Here is a 22236-nt window from a genome sequence, read left to right as displayed (position 1 = left end):
CACGACATTAAGACAGTTCGTGATCAATCATTTGAATATGATGCTATCGCTATATGTCCGAATACATTTAATCATTTCACTTTCAGGATTCAATCGATATCAATAACGACAGTTTATGTCGCGACGCCGATTCTTTTACTAATCAAAGCATGTATATTGGGTCTAGCAATGAGCATGAAGCGTAGCGCCCTATATTAACAATTTCATATTTAACTGAGCTACGAATCAAAAAATGTTGCATTTCTACGCCATGATTAACTTTAGAACGTTCTTAGACTAAACACATTATCCAAAACCATTTTTAGAAAATTTTAGATTCGAAACGTAGCACCTTTTCATTTTATAAAGCAGATAAATAAAGCATAACCATTCTATTTTCAGGAGGTTTTATGATTTTAATAAATGACTTCGATTTAACCCAACCGCAAAAAGTCATCGTGTTAGACCATACACTAGATGACTCAACCCTGTTAACTGAAGTACTCGCTTTGTGTAAGACCGCAGACCCAGAGCTAATCGTGGCGGAAAGCAAAGAGGCTGATTTAGTCTTACGTTTATTACCTGAAATACATGCTTATTTTGGTGCCATTGCCTTAAAACAGCCGCTATGCATTGACATCAACTTTGATTTACTTACTGCTCATTATGCAACACGCAGCCAAGCAGACCGATGTACGATCCAAATTCAGTTAGCAAAAAATCATCCGGACTATACAAAGCTCGAAGCCATATTTTATATGTTGGATGAACATGAAGACTTTGATCAAGCTGTAGAATTGCTGAAGAATAGTTACTTTTTTTATGCTGATGTCGACAATTTAGATTAAAAATAAACAATACAAAACTTAGATTTAGCGTAAATCTGTCGTGATTAATTTTGCAGTTATATTTTTAGCCATAAAAAAAAGCACCCGAAGGTGCTTTTTGAAGATTCTTAACTTATGGCTTAACCACTACCATAATTTGAATTGCTTCTGGTGTAACCGCCAGACCATCAAGCAGTGTTAAACCTTCTTTTTGCAGTTTTTGTAAACGTGCAATTTCATCTTCACGAATACTTGGGTTGAACTGCTTCAAATAAGTCAAACGGTCAATTTCATACTGCCATTTGCTACCATAGATTTCTTTGGCTTGTTGTTTAAAGCCCGGTAATGCACCACGAGCAATTTCAAGCGCTTGCGTATAACGCTGTTCAATGACATCACGACGCGCCTTAACCACTTGGCGGCAACTGTTACCATCAAGATGATGTAAATAAGGACGTAAAATTTCAGGTGCAATTTTTTGCGATAAATCCTGACCTTTTTCGCTTAGTAATACACGAACCAACTGTTGTGGCAAACTTGACGGCAAATTCAGTGCTTTCGGTGCAACGACATCGACTTTAAACCACACTTCCATTAACACAGAACCTTGTGGTAAAGCTGCTGATTTCAATACAGCAACGTTAGTACTACCAAAGCTTTGTGTATTAATCATTTCCATCACACTTTCAGTGAATGGATGCTCAAGTGTTAAATACTGAGCATCTTCACGAATCTGTGCTTGGTCACGATAGAACGTCGCCGTCATACCTTCTTCGTCCAAAGTCAGACCTTGAACTTGCATTTGATCCGTAGGTTTGATGATCACGGTACCATTACTTTGCTCATCAAAATCAATGTTTGTAGACGCCATGAAGCGCTTCATAAACATTGGTAAGGTTGTATTGTCGTCGTAGTCTTCAAGTGCAGTGACAATTTCTTGCGCTACAATTGGACGGCAAGAGTTGTACTCAAGTAAACGGTCACGACCTTCTTGAAGTTCAGCTTCAAGTGCTTCACGTTGTACACTCACCGCTTCGAGCAAATCTTCAAACTCTTGACCTTTATCTGCCAACAAACAATCTTTCAGATTGACAATGAAGTTTTCTTGTAAGGTTTGCGCAGTCGGCGAGATATTACAGAAAATATTTAATGCTTCGTTATACCAACGGAACATACGCTCTTGCGCAGTGCCAACCAGATAAGGCACATGAATTTGAATACGATTTTCTTGACCAATACGGTCTAAACGACCAATACGTTGTTCAAGTACGTCTGGGTTTGCAGGCAAGTCAAACAAAACTAAGTCCGATGCAAACTGGAAGTTACGACCTTCAGAACCAATTTCTGAACAAAGTAAAATTTGCGCACCGTATGACTCTTCCGCAAAGTAAGCCGCTGCTTGGTCACGTTCTAATAAACTCATGCCTTCATGGAACATCGCTGTGCGAATACCCGCATGCAAACGAAGTACATTTTCTAAAGACTCAACCACTGGACCACTGCGTGCAATCAATAACACTTTTTTGTGTTTCAGGTCTGTACGCAGACGTTCCATCAACCACATCACACGTGGGTCAGTTTCCATCCACGAGCCATCAAGCTGCGCTTCTTCAGGCCACATTTGTTCACGTAGTTTGCCATCTTTAGACCAGTTTTCTGGTGCAGGTAATGGTGCAGGCTGACAGTCACGACCTGGGAAGCCTTGAATCGCTTCACGGGTATTACGGAATAAAATACGACCAGTACCATGACGGTCTAATAACTCATGAATAGCACGGAATCGTTGTTCTGGCTCGTCAGTAATTCGATGACCTAATAGGCTTTCAATCGCTGCCAAATGCCCTTCTTCGAGTGGCAGATCAGACATCAGCACTTCAGCAATTTTAGCTGTTTGGTGATACTGCTCTTCTTCATCCAAGAAACGATCAAGCGAACTAAAACGTTGTGGATCAAGTAGACGTAAACGAGCAAAGTGACTTTCCACACCTAATTGTTCAGGTGTTGCGGTTAATAACAAGACACCCGGAGTTTTTTCAGCAAGTTCTTCAACAAGGTCATAACGGTCATTGCCGCCTTCTTCTTCTGACCACATTAAATGATGGGCTTCATCGACCACGAGCAAATCAAAACCAGCTTCAAGCGCTTGTTCACGCAAGTCATCATGGTCGATCATCAAATCGACACTGGCAATGATGCATTGTTCAGTTAAGAATGGGTTGAGGTCTGGATCGTGTTCTTTAATCGAAGCTGTACGCGTCAAGTCAAATAATGAGAACTCAAGATTGAAACGACGACGCATTTCAATCATCCATTGATATTGCAATGAATCAGGTACTAAGACCAAGATACGTTCTGAACGACCCGTTTTGAGTTGCTGATGAATGATCAGACCGGCTTCGATGGTTTTACCCAGACCAACTTCGTCAGCAAGTAATACACGTGGAGCAAAACGTTTACCCACTTCATGCGCAATATACAGTTGGTGTGGAATGAGACCCACACGTGAACCTACCAAGCCACGTAGAGGGCTAGACTTCATATTGGCTTGAAGAAGCAGTGCTTCGATACGCAGGTCATACCATTCTTTATAGTCCACTTGGCTTGCAAGCAAACGATCTAATGGTTTTGCTAACTGAATACTTGCACCAATACGTGTTTCATTCAGTGCTTTACGCTCTTCTGTGCCATCGGCAAGTTTACGTACCGCGTTATAACGAACCACACCACCACGGTCTTCAAGAGATTCAACAGTCCAAATTTGACCTTCTTGGTCTTGGACTTCGTCATTTACATTGAAAACAATACGAGATAAAGGTGCATTGTGACGGGCATAGACACGAGTTTCATCACTTTTCGGGAATAAAATGCTGACCGATCGCTCATCAACATCAATAAGAACACCTAAACCCAGTTCCGTTTCTGTATCTGATAACCAACGTTGACCAATAGCAAACTGCTGCAATTTTTCCACCTTTTTCTCAAGTTCGGTCTGAAAATATTATGCTCAAACTGTGAACGTTATTTGAGCAAAAATCTAGACCATAAAGCAATATATTTTGACATAAAGCCCACTAAATAGTGAGCAGAATTCTTAGGGATTTAAATGATTTTCCTAAAATGGTACGGGACAGTGAAATTCCACTGTTTGCTCAGTTTCAGGATGGTTAAAACTCAAGCGCTCAGCATGTAAACATAAGCGCGGCATCAGCTGCTGTTGCTCAGGTGTTGCATACAAAGTATCACCTACAATAGGATGACCTAAATATTGCATATGAACACGAAGCTGATGTGATCGACCGGTAATAGGCGTTAACACTACACGTGTTACGGCTTGCCCCTGAATCTCAAAATGTTCAGTGGCTTTCCAATGCGTAAGCGCAGGCTTATTGTGTGCAGGATCGGCAATATGCAGTGGCGGATGTTCTGGGTCATATATGACCGGTACATCGACAGTACCTTCACCTTCGAGCGTACCCGCAACCAATGCCTGATATGTTTTTGAAGTTTGACGTTCTTGGAACTGGCGTGAAATTCGATTTTGCCCTTGACGGGTTAATGCAAAAACCAAAATACCTGAGGTATCACGATCCAAACGATGGATGAGCAAGGTATTCGGTTCAATTTTTAATAATCGATTGATAACACAGTCTTGTAAATCTGCTGTTTTTCCCGGAACTGTGAGTAAACCTGCTGGTTTATGGATCACCATAAAGTCAGTGTCACGATGTATCAGGTGTTCGGTTAGAAAATTACTCAAAGTTCAATCCAGTTCTGATCTCGAAAAACAAGGCGGCAATAATAAAAAGCTTAGCCAACAATTACAATGCACAAAGGCATATTTCCCGACGTATTTTCCGATTTAGAACAAAAACAATTCCAATTGGCTTTGTTTAGTCTGTACTGAGCAATTTTTCTAGCAATGCTTTTAGACTTGCATCATCTAAAAAGTCTTCATAACGGATGTTTGCACCATTGGCACGCCACAACCCAATTAAGCTGACCATGGCAATGGAATCGAGCCCATAACTGCGTAAATCGATTAAGGGATCTATTTCCAATGCGTCCATATCTAACTGCTCTGCAATAGCCAATAATATGCCTTTGGCCGACAAGACGAATTCCGTTGGCGCTGACAGATTCCAAAGCCGCAACAGATTATAACTACTCATGTGATGGATACCTTGATCTGAAATGGAGTCCACCCACTGAATATGCTGTTCCTGATTATTCAGTGCAATTGCATCATCAACAATACAGATTTGCTCTGTCACGCTGTATAGATGCGGCAAGATCTGTTTCAGCATAGGCGTGATTTGCCCTGTAAAGATCAGCTGCGGGTGTGTTGTTACATATTCACCGAGCTGCTGCATGCCTTGAAGTAAATCATCACCATATAAATCAACAATCGGAATCTCTAATGCTTTGGCTTTATTGATCAGTTGGATCAAATTTTCCATCAACTGCGTATCTTGTATGCCATGCTGCATGCGTAAATTTTGTAAGCCAACCAGAACCAATACCGACTGTGTTGATGCCAGCTGCCATTTCGCTTGAGATGGTATAAATTGGATTTTTTTGGGCATTGGGTAAAGCATACAGGCTCGGTAAAAACTCATGTTGGAACAACAGTTATGTTACCGCAGAACCGAGTCTCAAAGTGGCTTTCATCTTATGATGATGTACTTGGAGGTGATTTCACTTGTTGGACAACTAAAACTGAAATTTGAAGTGAGCTGCAAATTAACTTTTGTGGTTGAAGCGCCCCATTTTCTTCAACACACCTTCTGAAAAATCACTTTTTCATGCCTGCTCGCCGATTTTTGCATGTAGTTTTTTTTAGATCAATTTGCAGTTCTATAAGAGCTTTTAATTGATCGAAAGCTTGCAATGAGGCTGCGATCAATTGATTTTCCCAGTCGATAATTTGGTTTTGATAAAATCAAATTCAGCACTTAATTCAACAAGTGTTTTTCCGCTTTAATCGCAGCAAATGCTCACTTAGCTTTAAAATCATTTGAATGATTTCTTCTTGGTCCATGTGCCATAAAATACTGATATATTGATGTTTACAACATCATTTAGGGAGACAAATATACTTATGTCAATTGTCCAAATTTCCTGATCCTTCTCTCAACAAATTTAATACTTTTTTGAGGCCAATTGTTTGAGCTACTGTTTGTGGAAACACACCTCTTTTATTTTTTAATAGCTCTACACCCGCTTTAAGCACTTCAAATATGTATGATTGTAGGATCTTTCTTAAAGGGTTGTGTTACACAAAACCGCTTTATAGACCTATTTTTGTCTAGTCTAAAAATTATTAGATCAGCCATAAACAAGAATTTTTATTAAAACCTTAGATTATCACTTATAATTCAACACCTTAGAAACGCCAATTATAAAACAAGTCAATTGCACGCTCTAAAGACTGACTCGCTTCCAAGTACAAACGTTGATTCATTTGATAACGTAAGGTCAATTTATTCACAGGTGTAAATACTCCGACGCCATAACGAATGAATAAGTCAGGTGTGATATAACCCGTCACAGAAACCTGAGTATCATCCCCTGTTCCTTGAGCATCCAATGCCAAACCACTCAGACCAAATGTACGACCAATTTGATTGGTCAATGCACGTGTACCACCCAAGCCCATACTAATACCCGCTGCAGCAATCGTATTGTTCACATCAGAACGGAAACCTTCCGCCTGACTTAAACCTGAACTTCCTTCATTAATACGACCTGTAATTAAGGCATTTAAGGCTTCTTGTTCAGACAGACCTGCATCGTTATACACCTGAATTGCAGGACTTGATGCTGTACCCGTCACACGAACACCAACGGTACTGCCTTGTACGGCTTTATTGGCATCAATATCTAAAGTAGGGTTCGCCAATGGCCCATTAAAACGGGCAATCGCACGGTTCAAGTCCAGACTTTGACCATAAGCTTCGATTTTCACACGCTGAGAAACACCGATTGCACCATTGGCACGCATTGTTGTTTCTAACCCACGTTGTGTCAAATTCAAACGACCAATCAGTGGAATTCGACTATCAAAACCTTGGAAAATCACTTGATTACCAATGTTCACCTGTACGTCAGCGCGAATATCCCAAGGACGTGCCGATTTTAAGATCTCAAGTTGGTTATCACCTTCATGTACCACACGTACATCTGAAGATACCCCAACCACTGTTGCAGAAGATTCCGGCATCGAAATCAATGCGCGCGGCACATCAATTTTACCTTTTAATGTTAATTTCTTACTGAAAGGCAGCACATCTAATGATAAATCAGGCGTTACAACAGCGGTGATCAATGGTGCTTGACGGACCAACATTTCATTACCCGTTAAATTCAACTGGATACGTGGATCATTTTTCCAGTCAATATTTCCGGTTAATTTGCCCACACCACGACCACTATTAAATGCACCATCAATCGTCGCGTGGTTTTGACGTACAGCAGAATACAACTGAATATTGGTCAAGTTCACAGGTAATGAAATCATGCTAATCGAGCCATTTTTCACTCGAATCTCACCATCCATTAAAGGCTGTGACAATGTTCCGCTAATTTTTGCCGCATAAGACACCGTACCGCCCATTGAACGGACATCTTGTATAAATGGTTTTAAGATTTTCAATTGAACTTGGTTAAAGGCCACTTCACCGCGGATCGGTTTATTGGCTTTATACGGATCAATAATAATATTGGCATAACCTGTACCAATATCAGGAGCTTTGGTATCGAGTCGAATTTGTAGCCCTTCAGTGACACTTTTCGCAATCAAACCTACTTCATCATATTTTAAAGTGGATGCTAAATACTGTGGATCTTCAGCCGCTAAACCGAGTAAACCGTCACGAGTCACTAAACGTGCATCAATTTTAGGTTTTGCACCTTTCGCCCAAGACGCTTTCGCATAACCATTCACTTTACCCGTGATCGCCAGGCCTTCAGGCATAAATGCTGCAAAATCATTTAAGTCTAGGTTCTTTGTCACAAAGGATACATTGCCGCGGTTTTTATTCACACGAATCGGCTGATCAAAACATAATTCACTTTGCTGGCTCATCCAACAATGTGCGCCAACAAATAAGTCAGACTGTGCAGTGTTGTAAATAATCGATGCATTTTGACGCTGCACAAGACGGGTACGTAAGGAGTCAAAATCGCCTTTTTGAATCTGACCAAGCCAATTATTTTGTGCGTTAAAACCACCAGCTAACTGCACATAAAATTTTGATAATTTATTTTCAGCACTGACTTTTAATAAATGCGCATTACGTGTTCCTGCTAGTGAAATTTGACCTTTCACAATCTCACGGTTGTTACTGCGTAAATTATCCATCGTTGCCGTTAATAAACTTGGTGAAGTCGCAGAAGTTGGCAACTCGCCTTGCACCCGTATTTTTTTCACACTGAATAAATTATTAAAAGCAAAATCATCTATTGCGATATTGGCAGATGCTTGCAGTCGTGGTTGTGCTTGAACATTTAAGTAGCCATAAGCACGTCCACGTAGGCCTGCATAAATTTCATATAATGCCGGTGCATTAATTTTCAATTGTAAATTTTGTGCATTACCTGTGGCTTGAATTTGGTTATTGGCATAAGCCAACAGTAAATTATTCGCTTCAAACTGTTTTGGCATAAAACCAGATTGATTTGAATTAATCACCATCGCCAAGTTACCTTGACCACGGACAGGTTTGTTATTGATCATACCTGCCAAATTCAGACGTTCAATTTGAATACGTTTTAGCGTATCTGACCACACACCACTGGTTTTTAAATTTCCAGATAATTCACCCCGTACATTTGAGGCAAAGTAATGCGGCTTAAAATGCACCAGTGATGCATTGATATCCCAACCAATGGCTTTTTGTAGTAAAACTTGTCCATTGGCAGAAATTTTACCTGCCACGCCATCATGACGTAGCTCGGCTATTTTAATTAATTCAGGTGTACCCGATACTTTGAAAATCAAACTGCCTTTACTTGCGGCAACTTGGCTTGCATTGAGGCCACCATTATAATTCACAGCAAAAGCTTTAAAGCCTCCACCTTGTTTCTCATCATGGAAAGTCAGCGCAGCAGTAGATTTACCTGTTAAATGAACTGTTTCATTTTGCTGTGCTAGTCGGCCTAACAAATCAATATTATTCAGCTGAATAATCTGTTGATTTGGTTTTGCATAACCATTGGCTTTTAATGACCCTGTAATTTGATCGACAGGCGCAGCAGCTACGATGGTTTGCGGATTGAACTGCTGTGCTTGTACATTGGCTTGCCATTTCAGCATACGTTTTTGATCAGGCAATTCTACAACTGCATTACCTTTGAGCTGACCTTTGTCGGCCACATAACTAAAGGCAGGGACATTGAGATTGTTATTTTTCAGATTCAGTTTGGCTTGATATTGTCCAGCAGGCAGAGCACCTTTTTCATGTCTTGACACTGTGGTCGCCACATTAATATTCTGCTGACCTTCTGTAAGCGCCAATTGCACATTGCCCGAATCACTACTCAACCATCCAACATATGGCACTGCACGGTCTATATTTTTCCAAGACACATCCATCAGCATCGGCTGAGCTTTATTATTTTTGGCCGGCGCTTGATCGAGTTTTAAATTCCAAGTTTCATATTGGTCAAAATCCACCAACGCCGTCAGGTGCATGCCTTTTTCAAGGGTCCCTTTAGACGCAATCTTACTGTTTAAATTTACAGGTAGAAAATCTTGAACCACCTGCGGGATCAGCTTATGTTTTGGATTAATTTTATCTAAACGACCGCTTACATCCCAAGTGACCTGATCTTTCCAACTCACCACGCCACCCAAGTTGACAGCGCCGCCCATTACTTGTCCATTTAGGTTAGTAATATCAAGTTGGTTGACCAAGTCCGTACTCATGAGCGCAGTATATTTACCTTCAGGGATATTGGCACCGCTCAGGTCCGTGTCTAAATCTAAATTAAGACGCTGAATATCCCCTTTGAATTTTGCCAGACCATTTTTAGCAAAAAGCTTTTGCTCCGTCAGTAAAGGTAAATGATAGTTTTTAAATTTGAGTGCACCAAACATTGGAACATGTGGACGCATTGGATGAACCACAGCCCAACCAGTTAAAAGATCTGGGGTATGAGTTGCCACACCAGCTTGAATCGTATCAAGAGATCCTTTAGCCACCACTTGAATATCATGAATGTTCAAGCTTTCACGTAGTGAAGGTAAGTTGACAATCCCCACAGCATTTAGCGGATACTTGCCTTCAAATTTCATATTCCCAGACGCTTGGCGCACAGATAAATAGCCCATATCCATACGGGTATCTTCAAATTTTAATTCCGTCCCTGACCAAAGCGCTTCATTTAATTCAATATCATAAAAATCCACACCTGAACTATGGGTTTTAATCAACATATGATCTAAATCTGCATGATCGACACGAAGTACGAACGGCAAACGGATTACACTAAATACAAAAGGTTTATCGCTAGGTGGGGTCTTGGTAATAATTTGCAGATTATTCACATCTGCCTTATTTAAATGAATTTCTTTATTAATAATGGCGCGCCAACCGAGTGTAATATCGGCACGGTCAATTTTTACATCGACAGGTTTTAGCGTAACGAGGACATTTCGTAGAATAATGCCCCGCCACAGGTTACCACCTTCATATTCATAGTGAATGATTTGCTGACGTTCCAGAACACGGTCAAGTAAAAACTTACTGCCTTTGTCTGTAGAGAACATGACCGCCAATGCAGCCACCAAAAAGATAAGCACGAACACGAAGGTCAAAATGACACTTCGAAGAATACGACGCTTCTTCGGCAGTTGCTCTACCGGCGTTTCGTTTTCTGGTTCTTGCTGTTCTTGTTCAGTCATAAAAAACACATCACCTAAAAATTATAATTGTGAACCAATAAAGAAATGTAAACGAATTGGTTTGCTGTCGTCAGAAAGTCCGGTAGCGACATCTAAACGAATTGGGCCAATTGGAGAAGCCCAACGTATCCCCACACCTGCGCTATATGCAGTCGGTGTATTAAAGTCTTTATCGTACGCATTACCAAAGTCACTAAAGACCGCAGCGCGCCAACCTTCTTTAAATTGGTAGTTATATTCTAATGAGCCAGTTGCCAAAACTTGACCACCAATTTTATAGCCATCTTCTTCAGCCGCTAAACTCTTATAGTCAAAGCCGCGAATGGTTTGGTCACCACCGGTAAAATAGCGTAAGTTATAAGGAACTTTATCAAAGTTCTCTGTCAGAATATAACCTACATCACTGCGCCCCACGAACTGGTGATTATCATTTTCACCCAATGAATAAATAAAGCGCCAGCCCGCATTCAAGATCGCCATATCAACATCCGAAAGTAAGCTTTCACTTCCGACTTCAACTTTATAGGTTTGCTTTATCCCTTTACTTGGATTCACACGTTTATCAGAGTCGGTTCGAGAAATTTCATAGCCAAACATCAAGGACTGTTGTTCATTGTTGGTATTCACCAAGAATGCATCTGGAATGTCATCACTAGGATTAAGTCCGTCATCAGTAATACGGTCCAAACGATAACGTAAACCAAATGTATGCTGCCAACTACCACGGGGGTTTTTAATAATCCGGTCCACACCCGCTACAGCAGATTCAATGGAAAGATTAACACCTTGACCGACATCATCACGTTCTTCACGTTCATAACCACCGACTAAGCTGACATAGTCATTTAATGGGTGGTTATATGGGATGTTATAGCGACCATCAATCGATTGACGGATTTTGGATACTTCCATGTTGGCGTCAAAAGAATGACCACGTTTGTTTACAATGGCACGGCGATACTGGCCACGAACACGTGTGCCTGTATCAGTACCAAAACCTGCACCAATTTCTGCACTATTCAGCTTGTCTGCATTCAGTGTCACGATCACAGGGACTTTTTTATCTTCGCGTGCTTGCGCTTTTAAGCGATCTTGTTCTGCTTGTTTGGCATCTTGCGTATCTTGCAAACTGCGTAATTTAGAGGATTGCTCTGCATCATTCACCCCCGCAAATTGGTCTTCATTAACCACTTTTTGCGTCACTTCTTTATTCGACATCACTTCCGTTTTGTCTTTCACTACTTGTGAACTTTCAGACAACTGATTTTGATCGACCAAGGTTTGAATATCCGGGGGCAATTCAAGTGGCTTTTCAATCGGGTCTGGTCGAATTGAATCAACCAAGGTGTAGTTAAAATAGCGAGAGTTGGTCAAGTTATTAGCCAAACCATTCACACGCCAGAAAGTATAGTCAGCACCGTCTTTCCACGTCACCAAACTTTCTAAAATATCGCGATCCAATGGAAACTCTGCATTCGAATCGCTCATTCTAAATTCAACTGCGCCAAGCTTATAACGCTCGCCCGTCTCAAAGCGCAAATTAATATCGGCAGTATTTTGCGGTTGCGCCACTTTTACATCATGTAAACGCCAATACGAGTCGAAGTAACCGTTATTGGTCGCTGCCTCATTGATTCGGCGTTTCGTGGTTTCGTATTTACCATGATTAAGAATGTCACCGTCTTCCTGATCTGGTAATACACCAATCACCTGAAACTGAGCTTGGTTCGCCCCAGCCCCAGAAAATTCAACATTCTGTTTTTCAATTTGCACAGGCGTATTTGGTGTAACCAATACACGAACTTTGCTGTCAGAGACTTTTTCAAATTTGAATTCTGATTGATAGAAACCCACGGCTTGCGCGGCTTGATTGGACAAGCTACGTAATTGAGGCAAAGCCGATGGAAAATCACTAAAGGATTCTTGAGTAAAACCTGAAAGCTTACCTTTAATATTGGCTTTGAGATCTTCCAGTGCCGCACCGTAGGCCTTACTCGACGTTTGACTGGTGTTATGTGCTGAGGTAATTTCAACATCCGCACTAATTCGTGGCACTTTTGCCGTATTCATCTGACGTGGCGGACGTACTTTATATAATAAGCGCTTGAAAATACCTGGCTCTCCATCATCCTCAACTGTTGGGTTATGCAGCTCTTGCAGAGTATTGGCATTTTCATTTCGTGTCGCGGTAATTTCATTATCCGAACGAATTTCACCCATGAGCTGATCAATATTGACTGGCGCTTGGTTAATTTCCGTTAACTCTTTTTGGGTAATATCCGCAACAGCAATTTCTGTTTGCTGTGTTGCACGGTACTCCTGTGCTTGACGTTTGGCTTCTTCAGCAACTTGGAAGATTTCATTCGCCATGTTTTGATCAACAGGTGTCACGGGTAAGTTTTCTAAATCTTCAAACTCAATGGGTTTAAATTCTTGTAGTTGTGTTCCTGCTTGCTGCTGTTCTTGCAGCATTTTCATGCTATCAACAGATTCTTCCGGCTCATTTATATTTTCAATTTTTTCAATTGCTTCAGGCGTCGATAGCCCTTGCTTTACAGCCTCATCCTTGATTTCAGTAACAATCTCTGCTTTTGTATCTGCAGATGTTGCAACCGTTTCTGCGGGAGTTTGGGCGAAACTATGCTGAGCACACAAGGTCAAAAAGATGCTCATATATAGACTTTTATTGCTATGATGCTGTCGTATGCAGTGAGCTATACTGTGATGAAGCAATGTTTTTTTAAACTTGATTTTTGCAGGCATAGCAAACTCTAACAAATTTCATTATGTAATGGACTTAGTCAACCAGATATAGAGCTAAAGATCTTATATCTATTGGTTTTTCGCCATCTCCAAACTCAAAAAACATATTACATGATTTTTTAGAGATTTTACCAATCACTCACATTTCTTAATAAAACTTAATGTAGCAAGACACTTATGAATAACAACGAACATCTGCTAGGTACACGCCGCTTCCTGCCTATGTTTTTGACCCAATTTTTTGGGGCGCTCAATGACAATGTGTATAAACAGGCTTTATTGTTGGTCATCACCTATGGATTAATCCAACAACAGGCATTACCCATCAGCACGCTAAACAATCTAGCTGCATTATTGTTTATTTTACCCTACTTTATTTTTTCAGCGACAGCGGGACAGATCGCAGATAAGTTTGAACGTTCACAACTTGTCCGTGGTATCAAAATTTTAGAAATTATCATCATGGTCATCGGCAGCATTGGCTTTCTGACCGGTCATTTATGGTTGTTATTGTTGGCTCTATTTTTGATGGGAACCCATTCGACATTTTTTGGTCCAATCAAATATGCGATTTTGCCTGAAATTTTAAAACCCAATGAGCTAATGTCAGGCAATGCGCTGTTCCAATCTGCAACATCCATGGCGATTTTATTTGGGATGATTTTGGGTGGTGCTGTGATTGCTTCATCACAAGGCAATTTATTGTGGATCAGCCTAACCGTAATGACCATCGCCATTTTAGGTTATATCACCAGTCGTTTTATTCTTAAGCAAAATGTTACTACACCAGATTTAAAAATCGATTGGAACTTTTTCCGAACTAGTTACCAAACGATGAAATATGCCAAAAGTTTGCCGCTGATTTTTACTATTTTATTGGGGAACTCGTGGTATTGGTTTTATGGTGCAACCTACCTTACCCAAATTCCACAAATGACTCAGCAAAATCTACATGCCTCTGAAAATGTCGTTAGCTTGCTATTGACCTTTTTCTCTGTGGGTGTGGGCGTAGGTTCATTGCTTTGTCGTAAATTGGGCGGCACTCAAGTCAATATTAAGATGGTTCCCATCGGTGCTGTAGGTTTAACGGTATTTGCACTGTATTTAGCCTTTAGTTTGACCCTCGTCCCTACTCAAACTGGCCCACTTATTACCCTTTCAGAAGTTTTTCATCAAGGTTGGGGCTATTACCATGTCATGATTGCCGTGACTTTATTGGGCATTAGTGGCGGATTTTACATCGTTCCACTCTATGCAATGATGCAAGCTTACTCCCCACGCTCACATCGTGCGCGAGTCGTTGCCGCAAACAACATTTTAAATGCGGTATTTATGGTATCTTCTGCTATATTTTCAATTATCATTCTGAGTGTTTTAAAGATTGATATTAAAATACTTTTTTGTATAACCGCAGTGCTCAGTGCAATTTTTTGTATTTGGCTGCTATTACGCATCAAACCTTTGCTTCAAACTACGCAAGTCTCTCTGGAGGATTAATGCATGCGTCAATTTACAGGTGTCGACAAACTTATTCACTCATTTGATCAGGCCTTACGTAGTTTAGTTCCCGGAGCAACGGCTGCACATCGTGAAAATCCGTCTGTTGCTGAAAAGACTCAACTTGCAGTCAGTGAAGCACGTCATGTGGCGGGTTTAATGCGTGTCAACCATAGTGGTGAAGTTTGTGCCCAAGCGCTTTATCATGGCCAAGCACTCACCGCTAAACTGCCAAATGTCCGCCGTGAAATGGAACACGCTGCGATTGAAGAACAAGATCATTTGGCTTGGTGTGAAGACCGCTTAAAAGAATTAGACAGCCATACCAGTCTGCTCAACCCTGTTTGGTACGGCCTTTCTTTTGGGATGGGTGCATTGGCAGGTATTGCCGGTGATAATTACAGCCTAGGTTTTGTCGCTGAAACTGAGCGTCAAGTGAGCCTGCATTTAGAAGATCACATCCGCCAACTTCCTGAACAAGACGAACGTTCACGTAAAATCTTAGTGCAAATGAATGAAGATGAGCTGCATCACCGTGATACAGCACTCAATGCAGGTGGTGTAGACCTTCCTGTTCCAGTTCGTATTGCCATGACTGGTATTTCAAAGCTGATGACCAAAACCAGTTATTACATTTAATGATTTTCTAATGATTGTCGTTAAGTTTTATAAATAGTGAAAAAAAAGCCTGCAATGATGCAGGCTTTTTTATGAGAAATCTTTTGACTTTAATACAATAATTCCTTCACCATCAAAACAGTTTATAGGCTGCCATCGACTTGGTGTAAACCAATCAAAATTCAAACTATAACGTTGTGCAGTGGACGGATAACCTGCTCCACCTAACTCAAGTAGCCATCCTGCCGGACAAATTTCTTTTTGGTTATTCAACATAACGGTTTGATCATGTACCAACTCAAGCAATAAATGACGATGCAGCTCAAATGCAATAACATCAAATCTAGCTATTTGAATCGGCTGTGGAAAACGAGCCGATGTCAAACCTTGACGAATATCAGTCATCTGTTCCAGAGTATAATCGGTTTCAAATGATCGGTTAATCCACGTGCCTTCAGGCAGTACAACCTCTCCATAGTTTAAGGGTTCCTGCAACTGTATATGAATTTTCTTTTGATGCTGCCACTCTGCATAGTCAGAAATAAGATCTGAAATCACGAACAATCCAAGCGTTACTGCAACAAATAAAGGGAAAAACAATACGCCAGATAAACCAATTTTAAGTGCCGCATTTACTTTATATGGTCGATTTTTTTGCTTTTTATACCAATTATTCCAACTCAACCAAATTGCAATGACGATAAATAGCACCAAAATCGCAAAGCAAATAATAAGGAAACCTCCCGCACCCGCACCATAACCTAAGCCCATATTGCTCTCACTAAATATCCCTTTAAATCTTTTAATTATGTTTTGACGACTTTATCAGATCAACCACTTTCACTTTATCAATGTTGATGATGCTTACGCCACCACTTCAACATCGTATAGAGCACACGGAAGAATACGATACATAAAATAACGGCAATAACGATGTAAATATCTTGATGATAAGACAACATTTTCGCCCAAAACAGATGTAAATAATGACTGATTTGGAAGCCAATCGTTGCGACCAACATTACCCAAATAAAACAGGCAACCAGATTAATCAGCACATATTTCCAAACAGGATAAGTACGCACACCGACTGCAATAGGTAAAATGGTTCTAAAACCCCAAGCAAAGCGCATAAATAAAATAGTCAAAATAGGATAACGTTCAATAAACTGGCTCGCACGATCGAATTTTTGTGCAAATTCCGCATTTGATTGGATAAGTTTTTGCCCATAGCGAGCGCCCATTTGATAATAAAACTGATCGCCAATAAAACTGCCCAGCATCGCCACTGCAATCAACATTGGAAAATGAAGTATGTGTTGATGTACGGCATAGGCACCTATCATCAGCACTGTTTCTCCCTCAAACAATGTGCCAATAAAAATCGCAATATAGCCATAGTGCTGAATCAGATCCGTCCAGTTCATATCATTATTTTGAAGCTAAAAAGATAATGTAATCCTGCGACAGCCTATACGCTAGCGCATACCATGACAGGATTTGAATATTTTTTGTTATTGTTTATCTAGCATAGTTAGGTCAGTTTGAAATATCACTCATGTGCGTTAAAAACATTCCGTTTCATTCACTCAATCCACTAAAACTTTTTGACAACTCACCATAGGAAATTGATGTGCTGGATGTTCAAACATCTTATTTTTCCATATATCGAACATTGGAATTTTAACATCGAGTGCTAAAGGCAGTTTTTTCGGATTAAACTGCATGTACGCTAAGCTTTCGCCCCACGCGATCAGATCCAGATCCAAAGCGATATTATGAGACGGACGAACACGACCTGAGTCTGCTTCCATTTTTTTCAGTAAGGTGCTGATTTCATCTACAGATAAACTGCTTTTCACCAAACAAGCTGCATTCCAATAATCCGCCCCAATGCCATCACGACAAGGAATCACATAAATTTTGGAAAATTCAACATGACCCAAAGCCTGAATTTGACGTAAAGCCTGTTGAAAATGCGGTTTGGGATTGAAATTACTCGCCAGAGCTATGGCGAAAATCGTTTCGGTGGCGTTCAAGACGAATTCCTACAGAATTGGCTTGCGCGATAATGGCAGGCTTCCGGATGCTAATCATAATAGATTCAATGCTGTCATAGGTAGCAAAAAGTGCATCAATCACCAGTTTTGCTGCATGTTCGATCAATTTAGGTTGAGCAGTTTGAATGACTTTGGCTGATATTTCGCAAATTTCAGCATAATTCAAGGTATCTTCAAGCTCATCTGACTGAGCCGCCTGCGCTAAACTGGTTTGAATATTGAGGTCGAGCATCAAAGGCTGAATAATCTGACGCTCCCAATTGAAACAGCCGACTACAGTTTCAACTTTCAAACCTTCAATGATAATTGCGTCCATTCTTACACTCAAAATAAAATCTTAAACATCGATAAAATCCTCCTGTTTAAGCAAGAGGATTTTATTTATATCTTGCGGCTAAATTATTGCTTCAACAATAAATTAGGATCCATAGTCTGCACCATCTGAATACGCTGGTCTGCATAAATATCGGTATATGGCGCAAGGATGCGCATAAAGCGATCGAAGTACAACATTTGTTTGAATAATAAAGCGAAGTCACGTGGGAAGCGAATACCATGACGCTCTCCGACTTGTACCATATCCATCATGATGTCATTCAAATCGGCAGGATTCGAGGTTAATAACTCTTGCGGATCGGCCAAAAGCACACCGCTAAATAAGCGCTCTAAGTCGGCAGCTAAGACTTGTGTGTCAATTTTGACAGCCGTCATGCCCATTTTCAGCATATTTTCAGCCATCAAGTTGTAGTCAGTTTTTTGTAGGGCATCCATAAACGCAATACATGCTGTCCACACTTCAGGTTTCAACTGGCCCACGATACCAAAATCGATGAATCCAACTCGACCATCTTCAAGCAACATCAGGTTGCCTGCATGTAAGTCTGCATGGAAACTATTACATAACATCAAGCTGCCAAACCATGTATTCATCGCTGTCACCAAAACTTGCGATGGATCTTTAGCGACTTTCTTGACCACGTCAAAATCGGTCAATGGCACGCCGTATAAACGTTCCATGGTTAAGACACGACGTGTTGAATATTGGTGATAAACCTTTGGTGCTGTTGCGGCTTTGTTTTGAGTTACGTTCAGATAATTCACAAAGTCGTCAAGATTTTGAGCTTCTTCAATAAAGTCCACTTCACGTACCATGCGAACTTTAATTTCTTCAACGATATCTGCAAGTGAAGCAAATTTGACTTTAGGTACAGCTTTTTCAACTAGTTTGGTTGCCCAATGTAAAACGTTTAAATCTGTATAGAGAATCGTCTCGACACCCGGTTTTTGCACTTTAATAACAACATTTTCACCACTGACCAATTTAGCAGCGTGTACCTGTGCTATCGATGCAGAAGCCAAAGGCTTTTCATCAATTGAAGCAAATATTTCATCTAAATTACGGCCAGCAAATTCTGAAGCCAATACCTGCTGCACATAACTAAACGGCAATGACGGTGTCTGATCTAAGCAGCCTTGAAACTCTTCTACATATTCACGTGGAAATAAAGAAGGTGTACTGGCAATAAATTGACCTAATTTAATATAGGTTGAACCTAGTGATTCAAAAGTTTCACGCATTAATTTTGCGTTACTTGGTTTTTCAGTTGCATATTTAAAGCCGGCTTTTGCCGCAACGACTGCGGTCTCACCCATTCGGGCAACCGAGCGAATTCCATCTAACCAGATATTGTTTTTCATAATGTCTTAGAAAAAAATAATTAACGTGAGTGTAGCAAAAAAATAAGGACTTGCTGCTTTATCTTGCCTGACAGATTGGACAATCGGGATCTTTTTCAAAAGCGAGAATTTTTTGCTTCATTGACCGACCGTCCCACAACAAAAGCTTTTGTTTCAGTGCTGTCGTCCCCAAACCCAAATAGAGTAAGGCATGATGTGCTTGCAAACTTGCCATAACATTTGGTGTCGTTGCAAGTACACCCGAGTCTGCACAGCGTAAACTTTCACTGGCATGTTGTTCTTTTGGAAATAAACATTCATAACAAGCAGCATCGGCTTCAACCATAAATAACTGCCCTTGAAAGCCAATTGCAGAAGCACTAATCAGCGCCACATTATTTTCTACACAGCTTGCGTTAACCAAATACCGTGTACTGAAATTATCACAACCATCGAGAACCAAATCTTGCTGTGAAATCAATGCCTTTGCGTTGCTTTCATCTAATTTTGTGGTATAGCTTTGCACACGAATATGCGGGTTAATCGCTTGTAAGCGTTTAGCCAAAATTTCAGCTTTATAAAATCCTACATCGTGTTCTGTATAGGCGATTTGTCGTTGCAAATTACTGATTTCAATGCGATCTGCATCGATCAAAGTGATTTGGCCAACGCCTGCACGTGCCAATAATTCGGCTGTGGTACACCCAATTCCACCGCACCCCACGATGAGTACATTGGCAAGTTTTAGCTTCTCTTGCGCATCGATGTCCCAACCATCCAACAATATTTGACGGCTGTATAAATGCATTTCATCATCACTTAATTCCATGTCTGAATCTAGATCGAGCTGTGCATCCATGTTCTGCTATCTCATTTAAAACATAAAACCGAGGCCATTATAACGAGCAATCCAAAGATAAGGACGAAAATAAACATTCAATTTTGCTATGAAAATTTAGGCATTCACATTTTAAACAAAGCCTGAATACTTTGTTCAATTGCCGTATTTACCTGCTGCATATCGATCTGCTGATTTAAAAATAGTAAATCGACGAAAGGCTTCGAAATGGTTGCACCAAATAACATATCCGCCATGATATCTGCATTTAAGTTCAATACAAATTGGGCACTTGGAATATGACTCACAGTATGAATCAAATGATCTCGGCTTTTGGCGATACCTTTTTCATAAAAAGTATCACTTATTCCATCAACACCAACACGCTCTGCGATCGCCAGTCGGCACAACTTAATATGCCGCTCGGACAGGACATGCTCAGCGATTTTCTTCAACTGATTCTGCAAGGCCAACACACGATCTAAACTATTGGCATCAAAAGCATCTTCAGTCCAGATATAGGACGACTCAACCAATGAAATAAGCAGTTCACGTTTATCAGAAAAATACACATATAGCGTTTTTTTAGACATACCTGCTGCGGTCGCAATTTCAGACATGGTGACATTTTCAAAGCCCTTCTCACCAAAGAGTTGTTCTGCAATAGAAAAAATTTCTGCACGCCGCTGTTCTGCCGACATGACCAAAGGACGGCCTAGTTTTGCCAATGCTGCTCTCTTTGACTTAGGAAACCGATAAGTTTCAGAATGCGCTGCTTTCCACAAGATCCAACCACATTATGACAGCATCAAATACACGTGCAATGCCCATACTCATTGCATTACTCGCAACCATCGGCCCGATAGGTATTGATATGTACCTACCAAGCATTCCCGTTATGGCAACATCTTTAGGGAGTAGCGAAGGTGCGATCCAACTGAGTTTGATGACATTTTTTGTGGGTTTAATGCTTGGCCAGCTGATGTATGGCCCACTATCGGATAAATTTGGCCGTAAGCCGCTTATTTACTTAGGTTTAGGGATTTATATTTTAGGCTCGATCGGCTGCACATTTGCACAAAGCGTTGAACAATTACAATGGATTCGCTTTATTCAAGGTTTAGGTGGTTCAATTGGGATGGTGATTGCCTTTGCGATTATCAAAGATCAGTTTCAAGGCCCGGCAATGGGCAAAATGATGTCAATGGTTTTGGCGATATTAGGCCTTTCACCGGTGGCTGCACCTCTAATTGGCGATGGCTTACAGGCTTTAGGTTCATGGCGAAATATTTTTATTTTTTTAGCCGTATATGCCGCGATTGTATTGGCAGCCGTTGCAATGCTACTCCCTGAAACACGTCAAGTGGAATTGCGTCAACAATTCAAGCTCTCACAAACCATCAAATTATATGGGCAAATTATCAGGGATCGTAAGTTCATCATTTACTCACTCACACTGTGTATTGCACAAGCTGGCTTCTTTGCCTATATCGCTGGTTCAGCCAGTGTATTTATCAGTGAGTATCAGTTGAGTTCTACCCAATTTAGCCTGCTCTTTGCATTCAATGCATTTGGTTTAATTGCTGCTGCAATCTTTAACCCCAAAGTGCATGAAAAATTTGGACCACTGAATGCCTATAAAATCATGAACAGCAGTTTCTTACTCATTATGGCTGTATTGCTCCTTGCACAATGCTCAGGCTATTCAAATCTAATATTCTTCTGTAGCGCACTATTTATCGCCGTTGCACTTTTAGGTTTCATTATGCCTACCGGAAGCCATTTGGCTCTTATGTTTCAGCATAAAAATGCTGGTACAGCATCTGCATTATTAGGTGCTTTACAATTTGGCTTTGGTGCGATCATTACAACTTTAACCGGTAAATTTAGTAATTTTGGCAGCTTAGGTTTAGTCACAATCATGTTTGCTTGTGCACTTATTTCTGCACAGCTTTGCCTCATTAGCTTTCCAAAACATTTACCGATGTCTCAGCATTAAAATTGCAAACTCAAAAATAATTATTATCCAACTTAAATAAGCAAATCAAAAAAGGCTGCATTTACGCAGCCTTT

The 22236-nt window shown here is 40.6% G+C and carries 16 protein-coding genes and 1 pseudogene; 4 read left to right on the top strand and 13 right to left on the bottom strand.

What is annotated here, in order from left to right; translation table 11 throughout:
- Nucleotides 1-389: 389 nt before the first annotated feature.
- On the top strand, nt 390-827 hold the full coding sequence (locus FTV38_RS06900; RefSeq protein ID WP_180022035.1) for a hypothetical protein: 438 nt from the start codon (nt 390-392) through the stop codon (nt 825-827).
- Nucleotides 828-939: 112 nt separating this feature from the next.
- Here FTV38_RS06900 and rapA read toward each other — a convergent pair whose 3' ends face one another.
- The 6 genes and pseudogenes from rapA to FTV38_RS06875 all read right to left on the bottom strand — a co-directional run bounded on the left by rapA (nt 940) and on the right by FTV38_RS06875 (nt 13473).
- Nucleotides 940-3777, bottom strand: coding sequence for an RNA polymerase-associated protein RapA (rapA, locus tag FTV38_RS06895; RefSeq protein ID WP_180022034.1), 2838 nt, complete (start codon nt 3775-3777; stop codon nt 940-942).
- A gap of 141 nt (nt 3778-3918) precedes the next feature.
- Nucleotides 3919-4563, bottom strand: coding sequence for an RluA family pseudouridine synthase (locus tag FTV38_RS06890; RefSeq protein WP_180003800.1), 645 nt, complete (start codon nt 4561-4563; stop codon nt 3919-3921).
- A 133-nt stretch (nt 4564-4696) separates the two neighbouring features.
- On the bottom strand, nt 4697-5401 hold the full coding sequence (locus tag FTV38_RS06885; protein ID WP_180022033.1) for a phosphopantetheine-binding protein: 705 nt from the start codon (nt 5399-5401) through the stop codon (nt 4697-4699).
- Between the two features lie 119 nt (nt 5402-5520).
- Nucleotides 5521-5851: pseudogene (locus tag FTV38_RS18045) on the bottom strand (IS3 family transposase); the annotation flags it as partial.
- A 338-nt stretch (nt 5852-6189) separates the two neighbouring features.
- The gene (locus FTV38_RS06880; protein WP_180022032.1) at nt 6190-10710 is read right to left on the bottom strand and encodes a translocation/assembly module TamB domain-containing protein; all 4521 of its coding nucleotides are present in this window, start codon (nt 10708-10710) and stop codon (nt 6190-6192) included.
- Nucleotides 10711-10731: 21 nt separating this feature from the next.
- Nucleotides 10732-13473, bottom strand: coding sequence for an autotransporter assembly complex family protein (locus FTV38_RS06875; RefSeq protein WP_180022031.1), 2742 nt, complete (start codon nt 13471-13473; stop codon nt 10732-10734).
- 177 nt (nt 13474-13650) lie between these two features.
- On the opposite strand from FTV38_RS06875, the gene FTV38_RS06870 reads away from it, so the two are divergent.
- Both FTV38_RS06870 and coq7 read left to right on the top strand, forming a co-directional pair.
- The gene (locus FTV38_RS06870) at nt 13651-14970 is read left to right on the top strand and encodes an MFS transporter (RefSeq protein ID WP_180022030.1); all 1320 of its coding nucleotides are present in this window, start codon (nt 13651-13653) and stop codon (nt 14968-14970) included.
- Nucleotides 14971-14973: 3 nt separating this feature from the next.
- Nucleotides 14974-15609 carry a 2-polyprenyl-3-methyl-6-methoxy-1,4-benzoquinone monooxygenase gene (coq7, locus tag FTV38_RS06865; protein WP_180022029.1) on the top strand — a complete coding sequence of 212 codons (636 nt, stop codon included), beginning with the start codon at nt 14974-14976 and terminating at the stop codon, nt 15607-15609.
- 69 nt (nt 15610-15678) lie between these two features.
- Here the strand turns inward: coq7 and FTV38_RS06860 are convergent, their stop codons facing one another.
- The 7 genes from FTV38_RS06860 to FTV38_RS06830 form a co-directional block, all read right to left on the bottom strand.
- Nucleotides 15679-16359, bottom strand: a complete 681-nt coding sequence (locus FTV38_RS06860; RefSeq protein WP_180022028.1) for a hypothetical protein — start codon at nt 16357-16359, stop codon at nt 15679-15681.
- Nucleotides 16360-16436: 77 nt separating this feature from the next.
- Nucleotides 16437-17015 carry a DedA family protein gene (locus FTV38_RS06855; protein WP_257228720.1) on the bottom strand — a complete coding sequence of 193 codons (579 nt, stop codon included), beginning with the start codon at nt 17013-17015 and terminating at the stop codon, nt 16437-16439.
- Nucleotides 17016-17177: 162 nt separating this feature from the next.
- On the bottom strand, nt 17178-17627 hold the full coding sequence (locus FTV38_RS06850; RefSeq protein ID WP_180022027.1) for a 2-amino-4-hydroxy-6-hydroxymethyldihydropteridine diphosphokinase: 450 nt from the start codon (nt 17625-17627) through the stop codon (nt 17178-17180).
- The gene (folB, locus tag FTV38_RS06845) at nt 17584-17964 is read right to left on the bottom strand and encodes a dihydroneopterin aldolase (protein ID WP_180022026.1); all 381 of its coding nucleotides are present in this window, start codon (nt 17962-17964) and stop codon (nt 17584-17586) included. The genes FTV38_RS06850 and folB overlap by 44 nt, the downstream gene beginning before the upstream one ends.
- 83 nt (nt 17965-18047) lie before the next feature.
- Nucleotides 18048-19346, bottom strand: coding sequence for an AarF/ABC1/UbiB kinase family protein (locus tag FTV38_RS06840; RefSeq protein ID WP_078193949.1), 1299 nt, complete (start codon nt 19344-19346; stop codon nt 18048-18050).
- Between the two features lie 58 nt (nt 19347-19404).
- Nucleotides 19405-20184, bottom strand: a complete 780-nt coding sequence (locus FTV38_RS06835; protein WP_180022025.1) for a HesA/MoeB/ThiF family protein — start codon at nt 20182-20184, stop codon at nt 19405-19407.
- Between the two features lie 104 nt (nt 20185-20288).
- A complete protein-coding gene (locus FTV38_RS06830) occupies nt 20289-20891 on the bottom strand; it encodes a TetR/AcrR family transcriptional regulator (protein WP_180022024.1) in 603 nt (200 codons plus the stop codon).
- A 71-nt stretch (nt 20892-20962) separates the two neighbouring features.
- On the opposite strand from FTV38_RS06830, the gene FTV38_RS06825 reads away from it, so the two are divergent.
- A complete protein-coding gene (locus FTV38_RS06825; protein WP_257220683.1) occupies nt 20963-22162 on the top strand; it encodes a multidrug effflux MFS transporter in 1200 nt (399 codons plus the stop codon).
- The last annotated feature ends 74 nt before the right edge of the window (nt 22163-22236 follow it).

The sequence above is a fragment of the Acinetobacter sp. YH16044 genome (assembly GCF_013417145.1).
Classification (GTDB): Bacteria; Pseudomonadota; Gammaproteobacteria; order Pseudomonadales; family Moraxellaceae; genus Acinetobacter; species Acinetobacter amyesii.
This window is presented reverse-complemented; position numbering and strand designations above follow the sequence as displayed.